This is a genomic window from Serratia sp. CoH_122_TC_1 (assembly GCF_058191755.1).
In genome coordinates this window covers 1-19,923 of the sequence record NZ_JBXWLA010000034.1, presented here as the reverse complement: position 1 = coordinate 19,923, position 19,923 = coordinate 1, and the positions used below count along the sequence as shown (strand labels likewise).

The 19,923-nt window shown below is 52.2% G+C and carries 20 protein-coding genes; all 20 read right to left on the bottom strand.

Annotation, left to right across the window (positions count from 1 at the left end; genetic code table 11):
• Positions 1-87: 87 nt before the first annotated feature.
• A complete protein-coding gene (locus AC2FC2_RS26295; protein ID WP_490660149.1) occupies positions 88-3,471 on the bottom strand; it encodes a TipJ family phage tail tip protein in 3,384 nt (1,127 codons plus the stop codon).
• A gap of 60 nt (positions 3,472-3,531) precedes the next feature.
• Positions 3,532-4,038 (bottom strand): hypothetical protein, encoded by a 507-nt coding sequence (locus AC2FC2_RS26290; protein WP_414073514.1) that lies wholly within the window; start codon positions 4,036-4,038, stop codon positions 3,532-3,534.
• 103 nt (positions 4,039-4,141) lie between these two features.
• The gene (locus AC2FC2_RS26285) at positions 4,142-4,756 is read right to left on the bottom strand and encodes a tail assembly protein (protein ID WP_414073513.1); all 615 of its coding nucleotides are present in this window, start codon (positions 4,754-4,756) and stop codon (positions 4,142-4,144) included.
• 37 nt (positions 4,757-4,793) lie between these two features.
• A complete protein-coding gene (locus AC2FC2_RS26280; RefSeq protein ID WP_414073512.1) occupies positions 4,794-5,132 on the bottom strand; it encodes a hypothetical protein in 339 nt (112 codons plus the stop codon).
• 43 nt (positions 5,133-5,175) lie between these two features.
• Entirely contained in the window at positions 5,176-5,877 is a 702-nt protein-coding gene (locus AC2FC2_RS26275; protein ID WP_490660148.1) for a C40 family peptidase, read from the bottom strand.
• 2 nt (positions 5,878-5,879) lie between these two features.
• Entirely contained in the window at positions 5,880-6,629 is a 750-nt protein-coding gene (locus AC2FC2_RS26270) for a phage minor tail protein L (RefSeq protein ID WP_490660147.1), read from the bottom strand.
• Between the two features lie 8 nt (positions 6,630-6,637).
• Positions 6,638-6,991 carry a phage tail protein gene (locus AC2FC2_RS26265; protein WP_064798886.1) on the bottom strand — a complete coding sequence of 118 codons (354 nt, stop codon included), beginning with the start codon at positions 6,989-6,991 and terminating at the stop codon, positions 6,638-6,640.
• Entirely contained in the window at positions 6,991-10,116 is a 3,126-nt protein-coding gene (locus tag AC2FC2_RS26260; protein WP_490660146.1) for a phage tail tape measure protein, read from the bottom strand. Before AC2FC2_RS26260 ends, AC2FC2_RS26265 begins: the two co-directional genes overlap by 1 nt.
• Positions 10,097-10,408, bottom strand: coding sequence for a phage tail assembly protein T (locus AC2FC2_RS26255; RefSeq protein WP_414073507.1), 312 nt, complete (start codon positions 10,406-10,408; stop codon positions 10,097-10,099). The genes AC2FC2_RS26260 and AC2FC2_RS26255 overlap by 20 nt, the downstream gene beginning before the upstream one ends.
• A gap of 20 nt (positions 10,409-10,428) precedes the next feature.
• Entirely contained in the window at positions 10,429-10,836 is a 408-nt protein-coding gene (gene gpG / locus AC2FC2_RS26250; RefSeq protein WP_414073506.1) for a phage tail assembly chaperone G, read from the bottom strand.
• A 45-nt stretch (positions 10,837-10,881) separates the two neighbouring features.
• Positions 10,882-11,619 (bottom strand): phage tail protein, encoded by a 738-nt coding sequence (locus AC2FC2_RS26245; RefSeq protein ID WP_060441611.1) that lies wholly within the window; start codon positions 11,617-11,619, stop codon positions 10,882-10,884.
• A gap of 11 nt (positions 11,620-11,630) precedes the next feature.
• A complete protein-coding gene (gene gpU, locus AC2FC2_RS26240; protein ID WP_414073504.1) occupies positions 11,631-12,032 on the bottom strand; it encodes a phage tail terminator protein in 402 nt (133 codons plus the stop codon).
• Positions 12,029-12,592, bottom strand: a complete 564-nt coding sequence (locus AC2FC2_RS26235; RefSeq protein ID WP_414073503.1) for a phage tail protein — start codon at positions 12,590-12,592, stop codon at positions 12,029-12,031. The genes gpU and AC2FC2_RS26235 overlap by 4 nt, the downstream gene beginning before the upstream one ends.
• An 11-nt stretch (positions 12,593-12,603) precedes the next feature.
• Positions 12,604-12,879, bottom strand: a complete 276-nt coding sequence (locus tag AC2FC2_RS26230) for an ATP-binding protein (RefSeq protein ID WP_414073502.1) — start codon at positions 12,877-12,879, stop codon at positions 12,604-12,606.
• Positions 12,872-13,192 carry a DUF2190 family protein gene (locus AC2FC2_RS26225; protein WP_414073501.1) on the bottom strand — a complete coding sequence of 107 codons (321 nt, stop codon included), beginning with the start codon at positions 13,190-13,192 and terminating at the stop codon, positions 12,872-12,874. The genes AC2FC2_RS26230 and AC2FC2_RS26225 overlap by 8 nt, the downstream gene beginning before the upstream one ends.
• Positions 13,193-13,277: 85 nt before the next feature.
• Complete coding sequence (locus tag AC2FC2_RS26220; RefSeq protein WP_414073500.1) at positions 13,278-15,302, bottom strand: ClpP-like prohead protease/major capsid protein fusion protein; 2,025 nt, start codon at positions 15,300-15,302, stop codon at positions 13,278-13,280.
• Complete coding sequence (locus tag AC2FC2_RS26215) at positions 15,244-16,752, bottom strand: phage portal protein (RefSeq protein WP_490660145.1); 1,509 nt, start codon at positions 16,750-16,752, stop codon at positions 15,244-15,246. Before AC2FC2_RS26215 ends, AC2FC2_RS26220 begins: the two co-directional genes overlap by 59 nt.
• Positions 16,749-16,964 (bottom strand): DUF6148 family protein, encoded by a 216-nt coding sequence (locus AC2FC2_RS26210; protein ID WP_013813817.1) that lies wholly within the window; start codon positions 16,962-16,964, stop codon positions 16,749-16,751. Before AC2FC2_RS26210 ends, AC2FC2_RS26215 begins: the two co-directional genes overlap by 4 nt.
• Positions 16,961-19,069, bottom strand: coding sequence for a phage terminase large subunit family protein (locus tag AC2FC2_RS26205; protein WP_490660150.1), 2,109 nt, complete (start codon positions 19,067-19,069; stop codon positions 16,961-16,963). Before AC2FC2_RS26205 ends, AC2FC2_RS26210 begins: the two co-directional genes overlap by 4 nt.
• Positions 19,059-19,568: a DUF1441 family protein gene (locus AC2FC2_RS26200; RefSeq protein WP_414073497.1), complete on the bottom strand. Its 510-nt coding sequence runs from the start codon at positions 19,566-19,568 to the stop codon at positions 19,059-19,061. The genes AC2FC2_RS26205 and AC2FC2_RS26200 overlap by 11 nt, the downstream gene beginning before the upstream one ends.
• Positions 19,569-19,923 lie beyond the last annotated feature (355 nt).

Below are 19,923 nucleotides of genomic sequence, written 5' to 3'. Positions count from 1 at the left end.
GCCATTTGGCCCAATGAGTTTACCGCTGATTAAAACAGCCATATTTTCTCCAGTAAAAAACCCGCCGAAGCGGGTTGTTTTTTTCAATTATGGGTATATCGCCGAGAAGCCACTATTTTGAGGTGTGGCCCAAATCATCACTGTATATTTAGTAGATTGCCCAGCGCCTTGATCTAAAGCTCCAGCATGAACATTAATATCAAGGCCTTCACCTTTTCCGATATCACGAGAAAAACTGAACATTGTTGTATAGGAGTAACTACTTGAAGTATCTCCATTCCTGGCAATGAATAAACCATCAACCTCAGTCCCCTCATCCCCATTGAAATAGATTTTCGTTTTCTGCTGACGGTTCATTACAGCCATCACATAACCATAAATACGCATAGGCATTAATGGATTGCTTTCGTAACGAATTATTCTCTGACTATTGGTGTTTGCAAGTGTGAAACTGAAGGTGTTGCCCTGTACAAGGTTACCTTCAATATTTGCTGCTGACAATTTACCGTCGATAACACAATTATCAAGAATGTGGCAATTGCCTATCGTGCCATTATTAAAATAGCCAGCATCGGAATAGATAGAACCACGAACTGTTACCTGATGAAACTGGGCATACCCATTTTTATTGATAGCCCATCCACGCTGACCGTCAATATAGTTTGAGGATTGTATTTGCTGAGCTATTTTTGCGCTGTCGATTGTCGCGTCTTTAATAAACGCGATATTCATAAACACCTGCCCACCCTCAACGGCGAACGGCACCGATACTTCGGAACCCTGTCCGTCTGCGGTATTCAATACAGCGAATCGATCTGCAAGAATCAGAACCTGTGACTGCATCCCTTCGGGGGTGTTTTCAACGCCCACGCCGATCCCAGCAGTATACAGTTTGCCATCAACTGTCTTGCCAACTTTAACCGACCACATGTCCTTCAGCTTTCCGGCATCCTCAACCGGCCCAAGCAGCTCCTGCCCCAGCTCCGTCTCAGTGATTTTCCCTTTCAGATAGTCCAGCACCTCACTGGCGTCATCGCTGGACGTTCCCTGCGTCCAACCCGTCCACGGCCCTGTATTTCCCAGCTTATCCACCAGACGCGCCTGGAACCAGAAATTCACGCCAGCAGCTAATCCGGTCATGGTGTGGCTGCGCTGCGGGTAGGCATAATCCCCCAGGTGCATTTTATTGCTGCCGTCCGAGTTCTGGCTGTACCAGATTTCAGTCCGCTGCGTATCCTCGGCACCGAGAGGAAATTCCCAGTTCAAGACGATACCAAACACCTGTCCGCTCGTCGTAAAGCTGGCCAGCGCCGGCGGCTCGCCCAACTTACCTGTTAACACCATTTCGGGCGCATTCGCCCATACGCTGGAAATTTCAGAGGGGTTAATGGCACGCACTCGGGCCTGATAGCGGCCAGCGTAAATCCCCGAAACCTCAAGGCCGAGTGTTGACGTACGCGGTGCTGGTATCCAATTACCGTTGTCCCTGCGCCACTCGGCCTCGTAGGCTATAGCGCTTTCAGCCCGATCCCATGTAACACGCAGTGTGGCTACGGCCAGCCCTTGAATGATGGCTGACGACTCACCGATCTGTACATTGGTCGGCGGCGGCTGTACACCGGGCGGGATGACGCTGATCGGCGGGTCTTCAATTCGCGCACCAGTGTCGATTTTTGCAAATTTATTCGGGTCATGCTCGACGGCGGTAATATCGAACGATACCCCGTCGTCACCTTCTTTAATGCCTGTTACGCGGAATTGCTGTAGCGCGAGGTCTGACGCGTCAACTGCCCATACTGCCTCGGCAACCGGCATCTCAGAGTACGCGGTTGTGACAGTAACGGTTTTACCCGATACCGCCGCAATAGTACGCCCCTCGGCCTTACCGCTTGGCAGGTTCAAAATCAAACGTTCGCCAACAGCTGCGGAGGAAACCCGATCAAGGTTGATATTGCGACCATCAACAGAACTGATGCGGCCACCAAGCGGGCGACCAGCCAACATTTCATCGGCTACGGCAATAATCCAGCCTGGCAGCGGAACCTTGCCATCAAGTCCCACAGTAAATGACACCATGCGATCCTTGTCGTTGGTGTGGAGCAGCCATTTTCCCCGGCGAATCCCTTCTGACTTCCGTATGCATCCGATCGCCGTCAGGTCAGCTTGCTTGATGCCATAGCGACGAATCAGCGACTGCTCTGCAACTGGCTCTATCGCGTCCTGATAACCGTTTGCCGGGTCGCTCCAGCTCACCATGCAGGTGCTGTAATGCGTTTTCTCGCTGGCGCTTGAATATGTAAACTTGCCATCTTTAACACTGGCACGGGTGAAGATGTATTTAACATCTGCGGGCATGTCCGCCAGGGCATTCATCCCGTTATTTGCCCAGAAGGTAGAGCCGCGATAAATGGACGCTATGTCACGTAATACATTCCAAGCATCCTCTTGTGACTGGATATAAACGTCACAAAGAAAACGTGGTTCTTTCCCGTCACCACCCCGGCCATCAGGCACTAACTGATCACAGTACTGCCCGATCTGATACAAGTCCCATTTTGTCAGCGCGAGGTTTTCCGCCTTAACCCGAGTGCCGATGGAGAACCGGTCATTTATCATCAGGTCGTAGGTTATCCAGGCGGGGTTATTCGTCCATGCTGTTTTAAATGTCCCGTCCCACACCCCGGTATATTCCCGTGTCTCAGGGTTGTAATTCGATGGCACCCTGACGATCCGCCCTTTTGGCTCACAGGATACCTGGGGGATGTTGGGGAATTGCTTTGCATCAAATTGAATGAACAGGACTGCTGTTTCGGGATAGCGAAGTTTGGCGTCGATCGTCTCCGTGATGGCTTCAACAACCATTTTATCGGCAACCCGGTTGCTGGTGCTGTTCGGTGTCAGGCGACGGACACGCACCTGCCACCCAGTTGTGGCCGCAGGCAAATCGATACGGTGACTGCGCTCATACTTGGTCGTTGTCTTGCCATCAATGGCAGTGCGCAGGGCTTCTTGATAAGTGCCGCCATCGGTGGCAACGTCGATCGCATATTCAATGCGGTACCCGACCACATCTCCGTTATCTTGCTGCTGCTGCAACTGGGCCCAAGAAAAACGCAGTCGCACCGCAGAAAGCTGAGTATTGGTCACTGCTCGAACCCAATCACGTTCGCTTGTTAGTTCAGTGCTGACCGTAATTTCGTTTTCAACATCAGGCATGCCCGGTATGTATTCCTGATGCGGAGTACCAGAACGGAATTCCCATTTCACGCCAGGGAAGTTTTCAGTGCCATCTGCTGACGTCAGCGGAGTGCCATCGAGAAAAATTCGGGTACCATCAAGTTCGCCGGCAAACTCTCCCTCGCCCAGCGCCAGAAGTATTTTTGCGTAAGATGTGGACTGCAAGGAATCAGGTGATTCTGTCGGTGTGCTGGGGCTGCTGCTACCGCCTTTCCGGCCTTCAATAACGTGCATTATTTTCTCCAGGCATAAAAAAACCCCGCCTAAGCGAGGTGTTTTTTTAATTTTAACTTTTTAAATATTATTAGTTTCTATTTTTGTAGTTTCCTCAGGCAAGTACCTTATTGTAACTTTGGTAACTACCTTTTCTATATAAAAATGTGATAATTCAATAGTTGTCCCTTTTGTATTCCAAATTGATTTAACACCTTCCTCCCTATACTTTGGAGTTCCATACTTCTGTGTTAAAAGAGACTCCGCACTTTTAAAATTATCCTCATTGATAAGATGGTTCTTTTCTTCTTTTGCAGAAACATTAACCTGAACCAATTTATCCGAACCATCAAATAGATAATTCACTTCGTAAGAACTTGAACCAATCTCAACCCTGTCTATAGCGACCAGCCCAAGCTTCCCCTTATACTTTATTGGATTTTCAAGCAAATGTGCTTTTCCACTTTCTGCCATCACAACCTGTTGCGGCGTCATTCCCCATTTAGATTTACCATACCCTTCCATAGTTTCGGCATAAGAAGCACTTGAGATTATCATTAATAAAATAACTAAAAATATTCGTTTCATACCCGCACCCAAATAATAAATAAACATTGACATGGTATCAAAGTCGGAGTGCAAGGCAACGAAAACATTGCTAACTTAGACGCCTAACATGTTTTTTGTTTTTTTACTGCTGGTCTTCTGCGTAGATACCAGCGGAGATAATGGCACCACCAATACGGCGCTTCCCATAGAGGATCGGCACCGGGTTACCCTGTGCAATAGTGTTAACCGGACCACCAAAGGCGTAGGATGGCTTATTATCAGGGTCCTGTCGCGATGCCAATCCACCCTGCATAGGGGAAAGCATTTGTACAACACCACCGATCATCATTGATGCCCCTGACATTGCCATCCCATAACCAATTGTGCCACCAATCCCCGTCCATCCGGTCATGATACCAACTACCACACCCACCACGACTAAAACGGCCCCGAGAATAGTTTGAAAAGCACCAGCCTTTTTGCTACCAATAATAACTGGCGCGATACGAATATCATTACCATTCGCTAAAAGTGTTAGATCATCCTTATTTAAATTTCGCTGACCTTCAAATACAGCATACGTAAACCCACGTTCTTTACTTTCCAAAAGGAAATTTTGCAATCCGGGGATTACTGTACATAAAGCCTTAATAGCTTCTTGAGGGCTATCCACAGCCAAGCGATGTACACGGCCAAATGTCGCGCCTAATACTCCATACAAACGAATTGTCTTAACTTCTGGAATTAAAATTGGCATGATTCACCCATAAAAAACCCGCCGTAGCGGGTAGGATTTAAAGACATGATTTTGCCGACACGCCCCAAGGGTCACCAATACCGCGTGACTGCGCATAGATGCGTATCTGGCTCCCACCGTTGCTACTTTCGTTTACTTTAGCAAGAGAAACAGCACCAACTAATGAATTTTCCGCTGACAGTTGATACCCTACCTCAGTTTCAATCATCTTTGTGGTTGGATTAAGGTTCTGCCATTTTGGAGCAAGGCATTGGGTATATTTTTGAGGTGTTTTATTGCTTTGCCCAGAAAATATAGGTTCTTGCTTAGCAAGTTGGTCCGTCATACACCCAGATAGAAGAAAAGAAGCTATTGCTATTATTACTATTTTTTTCATTGTGCTATCCCTTGGCTGAATATCACAACATCATAGCAGCAGATCAGCCGCTGTAACGCAAAATGGTAATAGTTCGCTCAGCCCAGTAACCACCATATGGCACCCGGTTACTGAGCTGTCCGTACATGTGATGCACCATTACCCCATCGCCCAAGTAAACGCCTGCGTGATTCGGCTCCGGTGCCTGAACCTGCATAACGATTACGTCGCCGATCTGCACCTCGCCCGAGGCCGGTACGAAGCCCGCCTCGGCGTAAAGTTTCATATAGAGGTTTTCCCCTCTATCCCACCAGCCATCTGTCCGTTTAAAGTTCGGCAATGTGATGGCGCGCTCGATCTGATACCAGTCCCGGATGATGGCGTAACAGTCCCAGAATCCATGCACGAACGGACGGCCCAGCAATGGTTTGATCCCCTGCATAGGCATGATTTCACGAATATCACCCTCCGGCCAACTGGCGATGATCCACGGTAATTGTGACAGGTCACACTGTGCTATATCGAGTTGGCTAGGTTGGGTGGTCGCATCTGGGTGGCTGTGGGCAATCGCAACGATTACGCCAGAATCCTCAGCGGTGGCGTAATCCTCTGGCGCCAGACTAAATTGCTCGGTAGGTTCAGGTGCCAAATTGCGGCAGGGAACGTAGCGCTGGCGGCGTCCGTTTTGCACCACCAGCCCGCAGCACTCTCGCGGATACTCCGCTGCAGCATGCGCCAGAACGGCACTGATTATCTGTTTACGCATCATTACCTCTTCAGCAATGCCGAACCGGGGAAGCCACCGAAGGGCAGTTGCTCTGTAGCGCCGTGGCGTTTTTTGCAATCACTCAGCAGACCGCCGCAGTCATCCTTTGACGGGTCGTCTACCGGGTTGCCATCCTGATCAAAATAATTCGTTCCGGTATAGCCGCAAGACGGGCCTCTGTACTGCCCACGAATGCACCAGGTGCACAGGCTGTGGATTTGGCGCGTGGGGATTTGGATACCCTGCAGGTCTGCCGGTGATGACAACTGAAATTGAATAACTTCATTGTCCTCACTGGTTTTGTTTTCGATGTAGTAAACATCCAGCTTTTCTTTGGTGGGATCAGCTTCTGGGTTTCCATCCGGGTAATTTCGTGCATCCAGATATTGCGCAAAGGTAAAGTGCCGGGTAACTCTGGCCTGCGCCATATTTTGAAATGCCAGGCACATGGCGGATATTGTTCCGTCAAGGTTTGCCACGCTCAACGTGGGTGTGGGTGCGCTGCCATCGCTGGTGATTTCAAACCCGGTCGCCTCCACTGGCCACGGCTTGTACTCCTGCCCCTGCCACCAGATGGATTTAGCCGGCAACAAGTTCGGATCACTGCCGGCGGCAACCAATTCAGCTTCTGTGTATGGGATCGGGTAGTTATGAAAGAACAGCTCAGGCCCGTCGAACATACTTCCATCCACGTGGAATAGAAATACCCGACTACCAGGCCGCAGCAACTGGAGATCTGCATTAATTGACATGATTATTCCTACGGATGATTAGCGCGGGTGAATGTGACCGTTAGGGTGTAATTACGGCCCTGAGCGTTGGCGAAAGTGGGTGTTATGGTAAAGGCCCCCGCATTATAGAGCCCCAGCTGGTACAGCGGATTACGCCACTGAAATGAACGGTACCCGTTGTGCTCACGTAAAAACGCCACGATCGGCTCGACAAATGACCAAGGGCCAGTAAACGTTAATGGCCAGCTCTCCTTCTCGCTGTTAATTCCATCGCCGGTCACCTGCCTGTAGCCATCACCAAACTGCACCTCCCGGACAACCGGTTCAAATTCTCCTGCCGCACCATATCGCGGAGGGAAATGGAATGTTTTAAGTTGTGCCATTACCCTCTCCCGCCGCGAATAGCCTGATTTAATACGCCGTTTTGTCTAAGATCCTTGTCCCGCAACTCACGGTATTTTTTCGCCACATAGTTACCTATATCAGTACCAAACGACTCCAGACCAGACGCAGTTTGCTGCTGTGATGCCTGCCCGTTATTGTCTAAGTAGATATTCACCTGTGGTGGAGCACCGGACGCGCCTGCCGCGGCAGTGTTATACGCACTGACACCCAAACGACCATCTGGACCGCGCTTCAGAGGCAATATTCCTTCCGCCCCAGCCTCCCCCATCACGCCGGCACCTTTTGCAAACGCGAAGAACGTCGGCTGATTCACAACCTGCCCGCTGTAAGCGCTCAGCGACGGGGACGAATATGCACCCCCCTTGGCGTTAGCGAACATAGGAACAGCTCCGGGATTGTTGCCACCCCCTCCGGAAAAAGCACCAAAGAGACTTTGCAGACCTTGCGACAATGCCATTCGCAGCGCGATTTTTGCTAGGTCCGCCAGAATTGAAACAGTGAATGCTTTAAATCCTGCTTTCCCCGTCGTCACAAAGGACGTCAGAGCATCCTCCATACCCGAAAAAGCTCCGGTGAAAAGGGATTTCGTCATGCCAGCGGTATCGGATGCCTGATCCTGATAGTTGCTCCAGGCACTGGAGGCACCCGCCATCCAGTCTCCCCGCAACTTATCCTCCGCCGCATAATAATCCTGTGCCGCCTGCAACTGCCGCTGGTAGCCCTCGTCATTCAACCCGCCGCCCTGGTTCTGCCATCCCTGTCGAAGCTGCGCAAAGGTACTTTCACGTTGCGCGGCACGATCACCCAGACCGGCACTGCGTTGCAGCGCCTGTTGTTTCTCTGCCATTTGGGTAACATATTTGGTCGAGGCGTCCTGCAACTTGTTGAGTCGTTCCTGCTGAGCGATCTGATCACCGAGTGCAGCCTTCTGTTCCGCCAGCGCCAGTACCTTGTCCTTGCTGGATAACAAGGATTTTTCCTGTGCAGAAAGTTGACGCTTTCCGGAAGCTTCCTCCAGCACGGTAAACTGGGCCTGTGCTTTCCATAGATCCTTACGTTGCTGGCTAATCGTGTCATTCAGCCCGCTATGCTGGCGCAATACCTGCAACTGAGCCTGAAGCGCCAGCAGATCTGACTGCGTGCTGTCTGTCGCCCGTTCACCAGCCGGTGTGCGGTATTGTGGCACTTTGGCAGTCTTTGGGTCCTTGAACTGTTCGTTAATCCGTTTTATCTGCTTGTCACGTTCTGCCGCAGTCTTGATGATGCCATTATTGAAGGCTTCATTCGTCTGCCTGATTAGCTTCGCGCGTTTTTCTTCTTTGGTCTGAAGCGTGGTAGCCAGTGCGTCCTGTTGCTGCGCAAGGCGTAAGCGCTCCTGCTCGTTTTCCTTTTGCTGCTGACCAATGGTTTGTATGCCCTTCTCCGCACCGCGGCGCAGGCTTAAGGCATCGAGTTGAAAGTTCAGCAAATCCAGCTCGTCGCGCCAGGCTTGCAACTTGCCGTTCTTCTGGTTGTAGCCAGTCCGTTCAGAGTTTGCGATCTGCGCCTCAATACTTGCGGCACGGGATTGCAGTTCGGCAGTAGCTTCACCGGCCGTCTTATCACGGAAAACACCCGTGATGGCATCCCACATGCCGCCAGCCATATCCTTCAGCGTTCGCATATAGGATTCAACCGATGAAAGTTCGGTTTTCATCTTCACCGCAGCGCCGCGCATCGCTTCGGCCGCAAGATCAGAAGCCAGTTTTACGGCATCCATCTGCCGGCCTTGCTCTTCCAGAGACCGAATGTTGGCGTACTGCTCAGCCGTCAGGAAATGCAGACTTTCATTCAGCGCCAAAATACCCTGGCTGGGATCCTTGGCAATCGCAGTAAATTTTCCGGCCAGTACGTCGAGCCCTTCGCCACTCTCTTTCGAATAGGCAGCAATCGCCTGGCTTACCTGTGAAAAATTAGTTCCCGACGTGGCGCCGGCAGCTATCAGCGCCTTGAGAGAGTCAGTCACTGCTGTAAATGATTGCCCGGCTGCAGTTCCTTGATAAACCAAGTCTTGCAGGCCCTGTTTGGTTAATCCGGACACGCCATTGGTTCGCGCCAACTCACGATTAAGGTCGGCGATCCTTTTACTGCTGTCATAGGCGTCATAAGCGAGCAACCCCATTACCGCGGCAGTGCCACCAATAAGTAACCGTGCCGGCGTTAACAGACTGAGCATCGCTTTTAGCGCATTACCGGCGCCACCAAAGCTATCTTTAATCTGGCCACCTTGCTGTATGGCCACCAGCCATATTGGCGCACCAGACGCCAGAGAGGTAGTGATGTCGGTGATCTGCATCGGCAATTGGCGCATCGCCATGCGATATTGGCCAGCCGAAATCGCACCACGCTTCCAGGCATCCTCCTGTTCGCGAATCTTGGCGATCAGCGGCGCAGCCTGTTGAGAAACACCCAGCTGCGCGGCTTTATATTCCTGAATCTGAGCAGCGGTCTTGCCCTGCAGTGCAACCTGTTCGCGTAACTTTTGCAGGTAATCGTCTTTGGCCTGAGCGGCTGCGCGCTCTGCCTGCGCCAGTGCACGCTCTTTCGTCGCCGTTTCCGTCACCAGCGAGAGGTAATCTCCCTGCGTAATATTTCCGGATGCCCTGGCTGCTCGGATCTGTTCCTGAATGACCCGAAGTTCCTGCAGGCTGTTTTCCGCACCTTTTACCGCATCGATCTGGCGGAAAAATGAAGCTGTCAGGCGGTCCTGCGCATCCCCGGTAACCTGCGATTGCTGCTGCTCTTCACGAAGTCGAGTACTGAGCTCTGCGATGCGTTGATGGGTTTCATCGACGGCCCTCGATGCTTCAGACCATTTCCCCTTCATGCCATCCACGGCGATAGCCTGGCTGGCCTGCATCTTCGTGGTAGCGCCGGCGCTGTTTTCCGCTATCCCGCTAATTGTTGCCGCCTGGCGTTCTGCCAGGCGCCGCATACGATCGGTAGATACATCCGCTTTACGGCTCGATTCAAGCAACTGGCGCTCAACGCGGCCCATCTGCTCCTGAAAAGAGACTGTGTTTGCATCCAGATTGACGACGAGATCAGCAATCTGCTCCGCCATAACGTACCCCTCCGAAAATCCCCTCCCCGATCAACATAAGTTCATCGTCTGTTTGCTCTGTTTCCGGATCGGGCGGGGTTAATATGCTGAAATCACCGGGATAAATCTCTTCATCACCGGAAGTAAACAGAGCCACCATGGTTGCTTTGAGTGATGAAAATTCAGCATCAAGCAAGGCGTCAGAAAAGCGGTTTTCCCGGTAATATCCTGCCCACTCGCCCAGCTCTGTCGAACTGATCTCTGAAAGCATTTGCCGCCAGTCCGGGCGCTTAAACTCACGCGCCAGGCACATGGCAAAGTGGATTTCGGAGGCTAGGGCTTTTCCGGGGTTAGGTCTTTCTCCGGCTCAGGGAGGACATGTTCATCGGTATCCGAAGGCTCAACCTCGGCCGGCATCATATCGCTCAGCACCAAGACCTTCTGGCTACAGCCAGCAATCGCCGCGCCAGACCAATCTTCCAACACAGCCTGTCGCAGTGTTTCAACATCTTGTTTTTTATCGCTATGATAAAGTGATGCGGCCACCAACCAGGCGTTAATGCGCAGCTGCATCGTTGTAAAAGCAATATTTCGATCAGAATCACTGGTTTCTTCAGGAAGTGCGTCGAACTCATCTGCCGATTTTTTTATAAACGAAAGATAATCAATACGTTGTAATCCTGAAATCTCGCTAACCTCGACCTTCTGATCGGCATAGTCAAACGTGTCTTTTTTCAACATAAATCCACCAATAAAAAATGCCCCTCGCGGGGCGCTGCATTAAAATTAGGCTACGGTGATCTTGGCAATGGCCACCAGCAGGCCATCGTTTGTCATCCCGATGATGTCCACAGTGCCGGCTTTTACCCCTTTCACCTTGGCCACATTGCCATTTTGAGTTACCGTGGCCGTCGCCGGCGCTGAGGTACTCACACGCAAGCCGGCATCAGTCGCATTGGCCGGAAGAACGTTAAAGGTCAAGTCCACCGTCGCCCCGACTGCAACGTTTGCGGTGGTCGGCGCGACAGTCACACCAGTGACAGGCACGACTGGCGAATCGCCGTCTTCGGCAATGTACGGCCGCCCGGTATTGGTCACCTTGATAGAGCGGGTGATCACCTCTTTGGCGGTCACGGTTTTCCCCAGACTGCTTACCCAGCCCTTGAACACATCAACGGCTCCATTCGGGTACTTGATCTTGTAACCACGTACCTCCCCGGAATGGAACCACGCTACCAGACCTTGCTGGCCGGTTTCACCGGGCTTCCAGGCTAACGTCAGGTTAGCCTCACCGGCGGACTTCGCCCCCTGTGCGGTGGCATTCCAGTCAGCGTCTTCATCATCGAGATAGCTGTCGTCATAGGAGTCAGCAGTGATTTCACCCGGCTGCAGTTCCTTGATCTTCGCCAGACGCGTCCATCCATCATCACTGAGCGGGTTGCTGTACGGGTCGCCATTGCCCGTATAAAGCCAAAAAGTTGTCCCGGCGCCTTTTACCGGCGCCAAAGGGTTTGGAGTTGCCATTATCAGGCTCCTTACATGGTATAGGTCAGTTGGTAGGAAAGATCGGCGGCGCCCCAGGTGGCCATGTCATCATCCCGTTGGTAGTCGTAACCCACTGGAACCATGGTTTCTGCCAGGCGTGCCATTTCAGGAAGATCATTCAGGACAGGATAGATTTTTTCTTCTACCCACTGATCAAGCGCCGCATCAGGCTGGCTGGCTTTGAGGTACACCACGACATGCAATATGGCGCGCCAACTGTCCTCATCCAGCGATGCGCCCGTATAACGTGCGTCATCAAGGAATACGGCCATAGCCGGTAAATCGTTCTCATCGACGAACGCCGGACGGCCGTCGAAATAGGTCACATCACCCGTTATTGTTGCCCGGCAACGAGCCAATATCGCGCTGCGGATTTCAGCATGCTTAATCATCCAATTTTCCTCACAAGATAAAGCCGCAGCTGGTTTTTCAGGGCATACCCCATTTCCTTGCCCATATCGGTTTCCAGCAAACGCCGCGTTTCCTCCTGGTAGGCTTTGGTCAATGGTGTCACCAACGGGATTTTTACTACTTCGATCGGATAACGTGACCGGCCGACACGCCTCATGACATGCCAACGGCCGTTTCCCAGTTGCTGAATAAAGGCATTGCGGAAGGTATAGCGCCCAATCTTCAGCACGCTGCCCTGCTTGCCCACAAAACCAACCCGGCGGGATAGTTGCATACGCGCCGCGCCCAATTTGATCGCGGGTAGATTCCCACGGTTGATTGAAAGCACAGCCCGTGGTGGGTTTTGCTCAGCACTGGCCTTGCGAAGCCGAGCTCGCTGCCGGATCAGTTTCTGCTGAACTCGCACATCCTCAGCCACCAGCTTGGTACTGCGACTAATCGCCCGCCCCGCAACGCGGTTGAGCGATTGTGCCGTGGCTTTCGGTACCATTGATTTATTGAGGATGTTCAGATTACGAATGGCCTGTTCAATGCCTTTCATCGCGACACCCCTTATTCAATCCAGATATGCGGCTTACCGTTGAAAAGCTGGTAACGCGTCACGATGTAAGTTTTCCCGTCGAACACCACCGGATCATTGCGGCGGGGCCGGTATCCCTCGGTGAACACTACCAGTGAAATACCGTCCCCACTCATTGCCTGCAGCTCAGGGATGAAATGGGCTTCCACCGCAACATGTGGCGCGCCAGCCAGAGTGACAGGTTTACCAAGCCGAGACAGTGTGACGCTATCCATCCTGGCAGCCATCCTGTCAAACGGATTAGCCATTGAGTTTTACCGATACTACGGTGGCGTCTTTAGCCGCAGCCTCCCAGGCATAACCTGCCGCGACTGCATCAACATCAGCCAGTTGCACCACGCCGCCTTTAATAAATACCTTCTTACCGGCAGGGATGACGTCGGCCGGCAGTTTAGGTAGTTGAAACACGCCGGATGTAAAACCATCACCGGTGCGGCCGCTGGCGATATCCGTGATCGCCACAGCGACCAGGTCCCCCACAATGACCGGGGCGCCACTGGTGATATCCGCCGTGGCCGTGATAGCGATGGTGTTACCGTTTTGCACGAAGTTCTTAGCCATTTGAAACTCTCCATACGGCCCCCGAAGGGGCCGAATTTCAGGTATAAAAAAAGCCCGTCAGGGCCGTAATGTTTGCGCTACTGGCTTATTTACCGGACGAGTAAGTCAGGCCGCGGTGATCGATCGGGGCAACACCCGCATCAATGCGAACCTTGGTCGCGATACCGTCAGTATTGAACCCCTCTTGCTGATCGATATATGGCACGTCAACGCCGTTGAGATATGCGACCTCGATAGTGTCGCTGCCCTTGGCCGATGCCAGATACCAGGCGGCCGGATCAGCGTCGTCAAGACGCGCTTCACCAATCACCGAAGCAAAGTTTTGGATCGGGTTGATAATGCCGGCATTGATATCAGCCCCTTTCACGCTGGCCGACTTGATTGTCTGGCTGGCAATCGTTTCCAGAGCGGTTGGCACCAGCAGGAAAGCCGGGCGGATGTTCAACGAGCGGTCGGTGGTCGGTTCTTTCTGCGTACGCATCAGTTGACGGGCTTTATCCAGGTTAGCGACGTCAATGGCACCGGTGGTCATGTTTTTGTGGTCAGCGCTAAACAGCTTTTTACCATCCGACATGACTTTGTTATCCACCAATACGGCGTAAACCAGATCGCCGATCGTCGCTTTTGCCGCGCGGCCCATCTTCATCGGCACATCAGTCAGTTGGTTGAGATCGTCGTTGATAATGGCCTGGCGGGTGATAGAGAAAATTTCCCCATAAGTGGCCAGTGCAATTTTCTCACCGCGATCGCCAGTGGTAACGTACTTGTACTCGGCCCCCTCACGTACCTGCCGCAGCGACGGGAACCCACCCAAACCGACGCGGGTCGCGGTTTTAAAGTCTGACAGTTGGCCTTTTTTGGTCCACTGCTCAAACGTTTCGGCAGCTTCTTCCCACCCCTGCAGAATCGACTTATTCGCCACATCGAGCAGGATATTGCCAAAATCAGAGGTGCTATGCGTCAGTGCCAGACCGACCATTTGAACCGGGTTTAACGTCGAAACACTGATCCCTCGCTCGGTCAGCGACATACGCGCCAACTCGCGCAGCGTCATACCGTTATAAGCGTTGCTGTTGTCACGCTCTTCATAGCCAGCGCGGGCCATCAACATCTGGCGTACACCATCGCCAACAATATTCCCGTTACTGATATGCGCTTGTGTGCCGATCGCAGCTTTGTCTGAAGGCGTAGTCCCTTTACCCAGCATTTCCAGCAATTTGTCTTTTGCCGCGGAGACGGTGCAATCAATATCAGCGATGCAGCTCGCCTGCAGCTCCTGATGCTTGCCACCAAACATGGCGAACAGGTTATTGATATCGGTCACCCGGGCCTTTTGTTCTGCTACTACCTGCGCACGGATCGTGGCAGCATCCACACTATTTTCTGGTGCGGTCGGTGCAGGTTGTGGTGCAGGCTGCGGCGCCGGAGTAGTACTGTTCCGCGGCGGGGTAATCAGGTTACGGATAGAATTTGGCATTTTTTCGAAATCCTCAATGCGTTTGGAATGAATACAGGCCATGGCCTGCAGAGAGGGAGTGACCTGATCAGCGAAACCTAAAGCAAGGCATTCTTTGCCATCCATCCAGGTTTCATCATCAAGCATTGCGGCGACTTCTTCTGCCGACTTTCCTGTTTTGGCGACATAAGCCGGGATCAATACGTTCTCGACCTTATCCAGTAAGTCTGCGTAATCCCGCATGTCATTGGCATCGCCGCCGGCGAAGCCCCAGGGTTTGTGAATCATCATCATGGTGTTTTCTGGCATGATGACGGGGTTACCGACCATCGCGATCACCGATGCCATCGAAGCCGCCAGGCCGTCAATATGTACAGTGATCGCGGCGCCATGGTTTTTCAGGGCATTAAAAATGGCGATGCCGTCAAAAACATCACCACCCGGGGAGTTGATATGCAGGTTAATTTGGGTAATGTCGCCCAACGCCTGCAGATCTTTTACAAACTGCTTGGCCGTGATCCCCCAGTAGCCGATCTCGTCATAAATGTAGATATCGGCGGAGCTGTTGGCTTTGGCCTGCATGCGAAACCAGGAGTTATTTCTTCCGGCGTTCGCTTTCGGACGACGACTCGCCCTGTTTCGTTGCTTCGGCACTGGTGCCTCCTTTGTCGTTGGCGGGATCGGTATCAAACACCAGCCCCAACTCGTTGTTTTCGTCAATTTCAGCTTTGCGCCGGCGCTTAACTTCAGACGGGTTAGCACCGCGAGAACGGATCCAATCGCTTTCTGTAGCTGCACCACCACGTACCTGCACTTTCCAGCCGTTAGCTTCTTTCAGCGGGTCAATCCAAGGCATCACAGGGCCGCTGTAAACAGCATTGAACAGTGATTTAATATCGAGGTCAGGGGGTGTTTTGATCACGCCAGACGTGATCGCCATCTGCAGCCAGTTGCGGTAATTCGGACGGGATATGGCCGCCACAAATGAGTCTTGCAGGATGTTGTAGCCTTCGAATGACTCCACCAGCTCTTGCCGCTGGGATGAGTAGGTGCCGTTATAGTCCCGTGCGATGCTGGAGTAACTGCCACGACTGCCTGCAGATACCGCACGCAACTGCCCATTACGAAAGTTTTCAAGATTAGGATTAGGCCGATCGGATTTGATCATGCCGATATCTTCACCTGGCAGTAGCCCATCAAAGAGCATGCCCGGCACGATATCCATTTCCCGTTCCTCTTTGTCTTCGCTTTCTGGATACGACTGGCCATCGCCTTTTTTAACGTACATGCCAAGTGCAGCTGCAATACGTGCTGCCGTCAGTTCTGCATCTTCGTAATCTTTCAGCGCACTGAGACGGATAAGGATGCCAGACAGCAAACTGTTGCCCCTTATCTGGTGAAGTCGGCGCACAAACTTCAGGTGCAACATGTTGTCGGCGTTGATTTCCTTGGTGTCACCCAACGCAATACCCGATGTCGTAAGTGATTTATGAACCTGGTACTTGATAGGTCGTCCCCAGGCATTGAGGAAAATCCCTTGGCACAGACCTTTACCGCTGTCATTGCTTTCCAGAGGCACGAAATCGGGCTCCAGCGCCTCCAGCCAGAATGGCACCCCTGCCTGGGGAGTAAGCCCGGCGACTTTCCCCTGAACCATCTGGCAGAACACTTCTCCGTCACGCAGCCAGGTTCGAGCCAGTAAACGTTCCATCACCGGGCGGGTATATTGGCCAGTGACCTCGGGCGCCACAGACCATTCCGCCCAGGCTGCACGGATTTCTTTAGCCAGATCGTCCGCCACCGCCCCTGTTTGCAATAAGGGCTGAGGCTCAACAATAATCCCTCGGGCGCCGACAATTCTCTCCTCCATCTTGTCCAGCAAACCGATCACCAAATCATGGTTGTTGTCCAGCCAACGAGCCTGCTCGCGTAAAGAGCGCCCACCAAACTGTGTCAGTTGATTGGCGTTGCGGTTCTCCCGACGGGCCTTATGGGTTCGTGTCGGCATCACCGCCTCATAAGCAGCAATCTTATAGCGAGCTTGCAGCCTTCCCGCTTTCCAGCCAGGGGAAATGATGCCGATCACGTCATCGATAAAACTCATGGGAACCTCGCCACTTTGTACATCGGCCGTCCGCGGCGTGTCGCTGTCAGACTCGTCAGTCGCCGCTCCCAAGACTCTCTGCCCTTTCGTATTTCTGACAGATTTTCCATCGTCATGGATTGGCCGTTAAACGTGATCGACTTCCCCTCCAAAACTGATGTTTCTGCATCCAGATAGCGCTGGATCATATTTTCAATATCGGCCTGATTCATACCCACCCTCCGGATGAATTTATAGGTGCCCACGCTGAAGGTTTACTTTCAGGGGCAGCGGTGTCTTTTTGTTCGGCAATTCTTTCCGATGTGGCAAGAGGAACAGATTTGGGTGAGGGAATTGGGGTTTCAGTCATTTCAAAGGGTTGTGCCCAAGGAGGGGGCTTTTCCCATTTGATTTTCTCGTAGCCACGCAATATCACCAACGCATGGGCATAGACCATCAGGTCAAATGCCTCGTTAGCACCACGGCCCGGTTTCTTCCACTTTCCGTCTGGACCACGCTCTTCATACGTCAGCTCGTCATAGAACCATTCACCGATCCAATCAGGAAAATGCACATAATTCGGCCCCGCCGTATTACGTAATAGCGCGTTATTGATTCGGTCTTTTAGGGCATTGGTCTGCAGTAGATATAACGGCACATCCCCGCGAGCTTCCGCACGCCGGTTGGAACGGCCAGTGTTATCGGGGTATGTTTTACTGATCAACTTGCTGCGGCCCTGGCTGTCACCCTTGAAGAGATAAACCCGCTTATGCACCCCATCACGGCGGCACTTACGCCAGAACTCGTACGCATTACCCGTTACACCGTCCTCACCGCCGGAATCCACAGCCATCGCCAGCACCGGCATTTTAATGTCGGGGTTCTTGTCCTGCGGCCAGGCTTTGTCCAGCACATCGGTACGCAACAAATCCCAGTCTTCAAGATAAGCGGCAGGGTCAATTGGCAGGCTTTCACCGTTCTTATCAAATCGCATCGACTGCCTGATGTTGTAACGGTCCACTAGCCAGCGCTCCCCGTGAGCACCGTAACCCATGATTTGAACAACGAACCGGCGATTTTTCCCCCCCTGAACGTCTACCGTTGCAACAAGGAAACGAACGCCCTCTGGTACAGCACGTTTGGTGATCTCCTCCGCCCTGGCCATCAGTGCATCTGACTTTCGCTGCTCAGAGGCTGACCTCGGCAAATATGGCAAGCCCCAGTCAGTGTTGATAACCGCTTTCAACGTTTCTTCACTGTCAGTGGCTTCAAATGTTTGCTCAGCTGTCAGCAATTTATAAACCAGCTGCGCCCAGGTCTGATATGCGGCAGCGGGCCCTTCCATCCAAAATGACGCGATACGTGACCGCCGAACGTCGCCGTACCTTTCCCCATTGGCCCTTATTTTTTCACCGTCCTTTAGCCATACTCCCCGCCCGTTAAGCTCTCGTTTTTGGTTGGCGTCAACCCGGCCCGCGCAGTGGGGACATTGAAGATAAGCTGCTTCGCTGGCTATCACCGGATCCGTATGTTCGCGGAATCCCGTCATGTTAGATTTCGATGGCTGAAAATATTCGCCGCAATGTGGACACGGCCAGTACCAACTACGGCGATCACCACGGTTATACAATGCCAAGATCCCGGTCGTTGGCGGCGCTTCGTGCGGAGAGGTTTGCCGCCATTTCCCACTGATCTCCCGCCCAGGGGAACTTTCAACCAACGTCATGCCTGAAGACATAAAAGTGGTGGTACGTTTGGATGCCAACGTAAACCCGTCGCCCTCCCCATCAATATCGTCTGGCCAGCGGTCATAATCCGTCAGGGCAACAAAACGATAATCCGAAGAAGACATGATGTTGACCGACGGCCAGCCTATCTTCAGGTAATTGCCGGCCCGGAAGGTTTTGTCATGAACGTTATTGTCATTAGTTCGTGGGCTAAGACGTTCAGCCACCTTTTTGCTGACACGAAACGTCCTGTCGAGGCGCTTTTTTGAATGTTCGCGTGCTTTCTCTTCTGTCATCTGGATCAACAGGAAATCGGCAGGGTCACAAACAATGGTATAGACGATCCAGCCGTCAATTAGCCCCACCGTTTTACCCGTACGCGCAGGACCAACAAACACCACTGCATCATATTCACGTGATGCCAGGCAGTTCATCGGCTCGATGATATAGGGGGTTAGCGTTGGGTCCCACGGAAGTGAACTCCCCGCCCCCATCGGTACCCGCATAAATTTTGTCACTGCCTCCGCCACAGGCATACGCCGGGGCGGTTTCAACAATGTGGCCACTTCACGGCGCAAGGCGCTGGCCGATGCATAACAATTAACTGTCATCGTCGCCATCCTCAATCGTCATGACTTCCGCAGCCAACATTTCCCGCATTTCATCTATTGCGACTTGCGCCTCGGCTATTTGGTCAGGCCGCCAGCCTCGATCACGCTCTAACTTATCTGGCCAGGTATCAAGTACCTGAGAAATGCCTTTAACCAGTAACGCCATTTCACGATGGGCTTCTGACGCCGGGAGCAACTGTTTAAGTGATTCTTCCAGCTTGATGCGCTCATTTTCCGACTGGTACCAGTCCTTACGGTCTTTCGGACCCATCTTGTCGGGGTTTTGAATATCATCGATATCGCCAGGCTCAATCACACCGAACAACACCGGCCCCACATCTTTCAAGGCATAAACAGGGTTGCCTCTCACCGTATCGGCGATCGGCGCATTGGCTTCAAGCAGCCGCTTTCTTACCGTGCCGCGGTTCAGCCCAAAAGCCTCAGCAATCTTCGCTACGCTCCAGTTGTAGGCGTCCCCCAGATTGCTGATATTGGACATTGACACCTCACGTTGTCAGGTGAAGTCACGATTTATTTCGTTAACTCAAAGGGTTGCAAGCTGGTCAGATGACAGTGTTATTTTGATTTCATCACCTGAAGTACGTTTTAATCTCTATATATCAATTAGTTATTTCACCTGTTGCTGACAGCATGAAAATTCAAAAACTAGCCGTTTTCCGCGAGTCCGCCGCCCCGTGGCAGGGGTCCCCCCTCGGGAGTACCTTTTGATAATGATTATCATTTAATGAAATAGAAACGAAATCCACCAGCCTGCCAATGCGCTGGGTGCGCGGTAGGTGCAGGGTGATGGCTTTGGTTATTGTGCATTATCGATGGTACTCAGCGAATACCAT

What these genes read in the sequence shown, in the direction of transcription:
- AC2FC2_RS26260 (WP_490660146.1), bottom strand. Translation starts at nt 10,116, where the DNA reads ATGGCGGAGCAGATTGCTGATCTCGTCGTCAATCTGGATGCAAACACA.
- AC2FC2_RS26280 (WP_414073512.1), bottom strand. Translation starts at nt 5,132, where the DNA reads ATGAAAAAAATAGTAATAATAGCAATAGCTTCTTTTCTTCTATCTGGG.
- AC2FC2_RS26255 (WP_414073507.1), bottom strand. Translation starts at nt 10,408, where the DNA reads ATGTGCCTGGCGCGTGAGTTTAAGCGCCCGGACTGGCGGCAAATGCTT.
- AC2FC2_RS26200 (WP_414073497.1), bottom strand. Translation starts at nt 19,568, where the DNA reads ATGTCCAATATCAGCAATCTGGGGGACGCCTACAACTGGAGCGTAGCG.
- AC2FC2_RS26295 (WP_490660149.1), bottom strand. Translation starts at nt 3,471, where the DNA reads ATGCACGTTATTGAAGGCCGGAAAGGCGGTAGCAGCAGCCCCAGCACA.
- AC2FC2_RS26205 (WP_490660150.1), bottom strand. Translation starts at nt 19,069, where the DNA reads ATGACAGTTAATTGTTATGCATCGGCCAGCGCCTTGCGCCGTGAAGTG.
- AC2FC2_RS26270 (WP_490660147.1), bottom strand. Translation starts at nt 6,629, where the DNA reads ATGTCAATTAATGCAGATCTCCAGTTGCTGCGGCCTGGTAGTCGGGTA.
- AC2FC2_RS26265 (WP_064798886.1), bottom strand. Translation starts at nt 6,991, where the DNA reads ATGGCACAACTTAAAACATTCCATTTCCCTCCGCGATATGGTGCGGCA.
- AC2FC2_RS26230 (WP_414073502.1), bottom strand. Translation starts at nt 12,879, where the DNA reads ATGGCTAATCCGTTTGACAGGATGGCTGCCAGGATGGATAGCGTCACA.
- AC2FC2_RS26225 (WP_414073501.1), bottom strand. Translation starts at nt 13,192, where the DNA reads ATGGCTAAGAACTTCGTGCAAAACGGTAACACCATCGCTATCACGGCC.
- AC2FC2_RS26210 (WP_013813817.1), bottom strand. Translation starts at nt 16,964, where the DNA reads ATGAATCAGGCCGATATTGAAAATATGATCCAGCGCTATCTGGATGCA.
- AC2FC2_RS26245 (WP_060441611.1), bottom strand. Translation starts at nt 11,619, where the DNA reads ATGGCAACTCCAAACCCTTTGGCGCCGGTAAAAGGCGCCGGGACAACT.
- AC2FC2_RS26290 (WP_414073514.1), bottom strand. Translation starts at nt 4,038, where the DNA reads ATGAAACGAATATTTTTAGTTATTTTATTAATGATAATCTCAAGTGCT.
- AC2FC2_RS26275 (WP_490660148.1), bottom strand. Translation starts at nt 5,877, where the DNA reads ATGCGTAAACAGATAATCAGTGCCGTTCTGGCGCATGCTGCAGCGGAG.
- AC2FC2_RS26215 (WP_490660145.1), bottom strand. Translation starts at nt 16,752, where the DNA reads ATGAGTTTTATCGATGACGTGATCGGCATCATTTCCCCTGGCTGGAAA.
- gpG (WP_414073506.1), bottom strand. Translation starts at nt 10,836, where the DNA reads ATGTTGAAAAAAGACACGTTTGACTATGCCGATCAGAAGGTCGAGGTT.
- AC2FC2_RS26235 (WP_414073503.1), bottom strand. Translation starts at nt 12,592, where the DNA reads ATGAAAGGCATTGAACAGGCCATTCGTAATCTGAACATCCTCAATAAA.
- AC2FC2_RS26285 (WP_414073513.1), bottom strand. Translation starts at nt 4,756, where the DNA reads ATGCCAATTTTAATTCCAGAAGTTAAGACAATTCGTTTGTATGGAGTA.
- gpU (WP_414073504.1), bottom strand. Translation starts at nt 12,032, where the DNA reads ATGATTAAGCATGCTGAAATCCGCAGCGCGATATTGGCTCGTTGCCGG.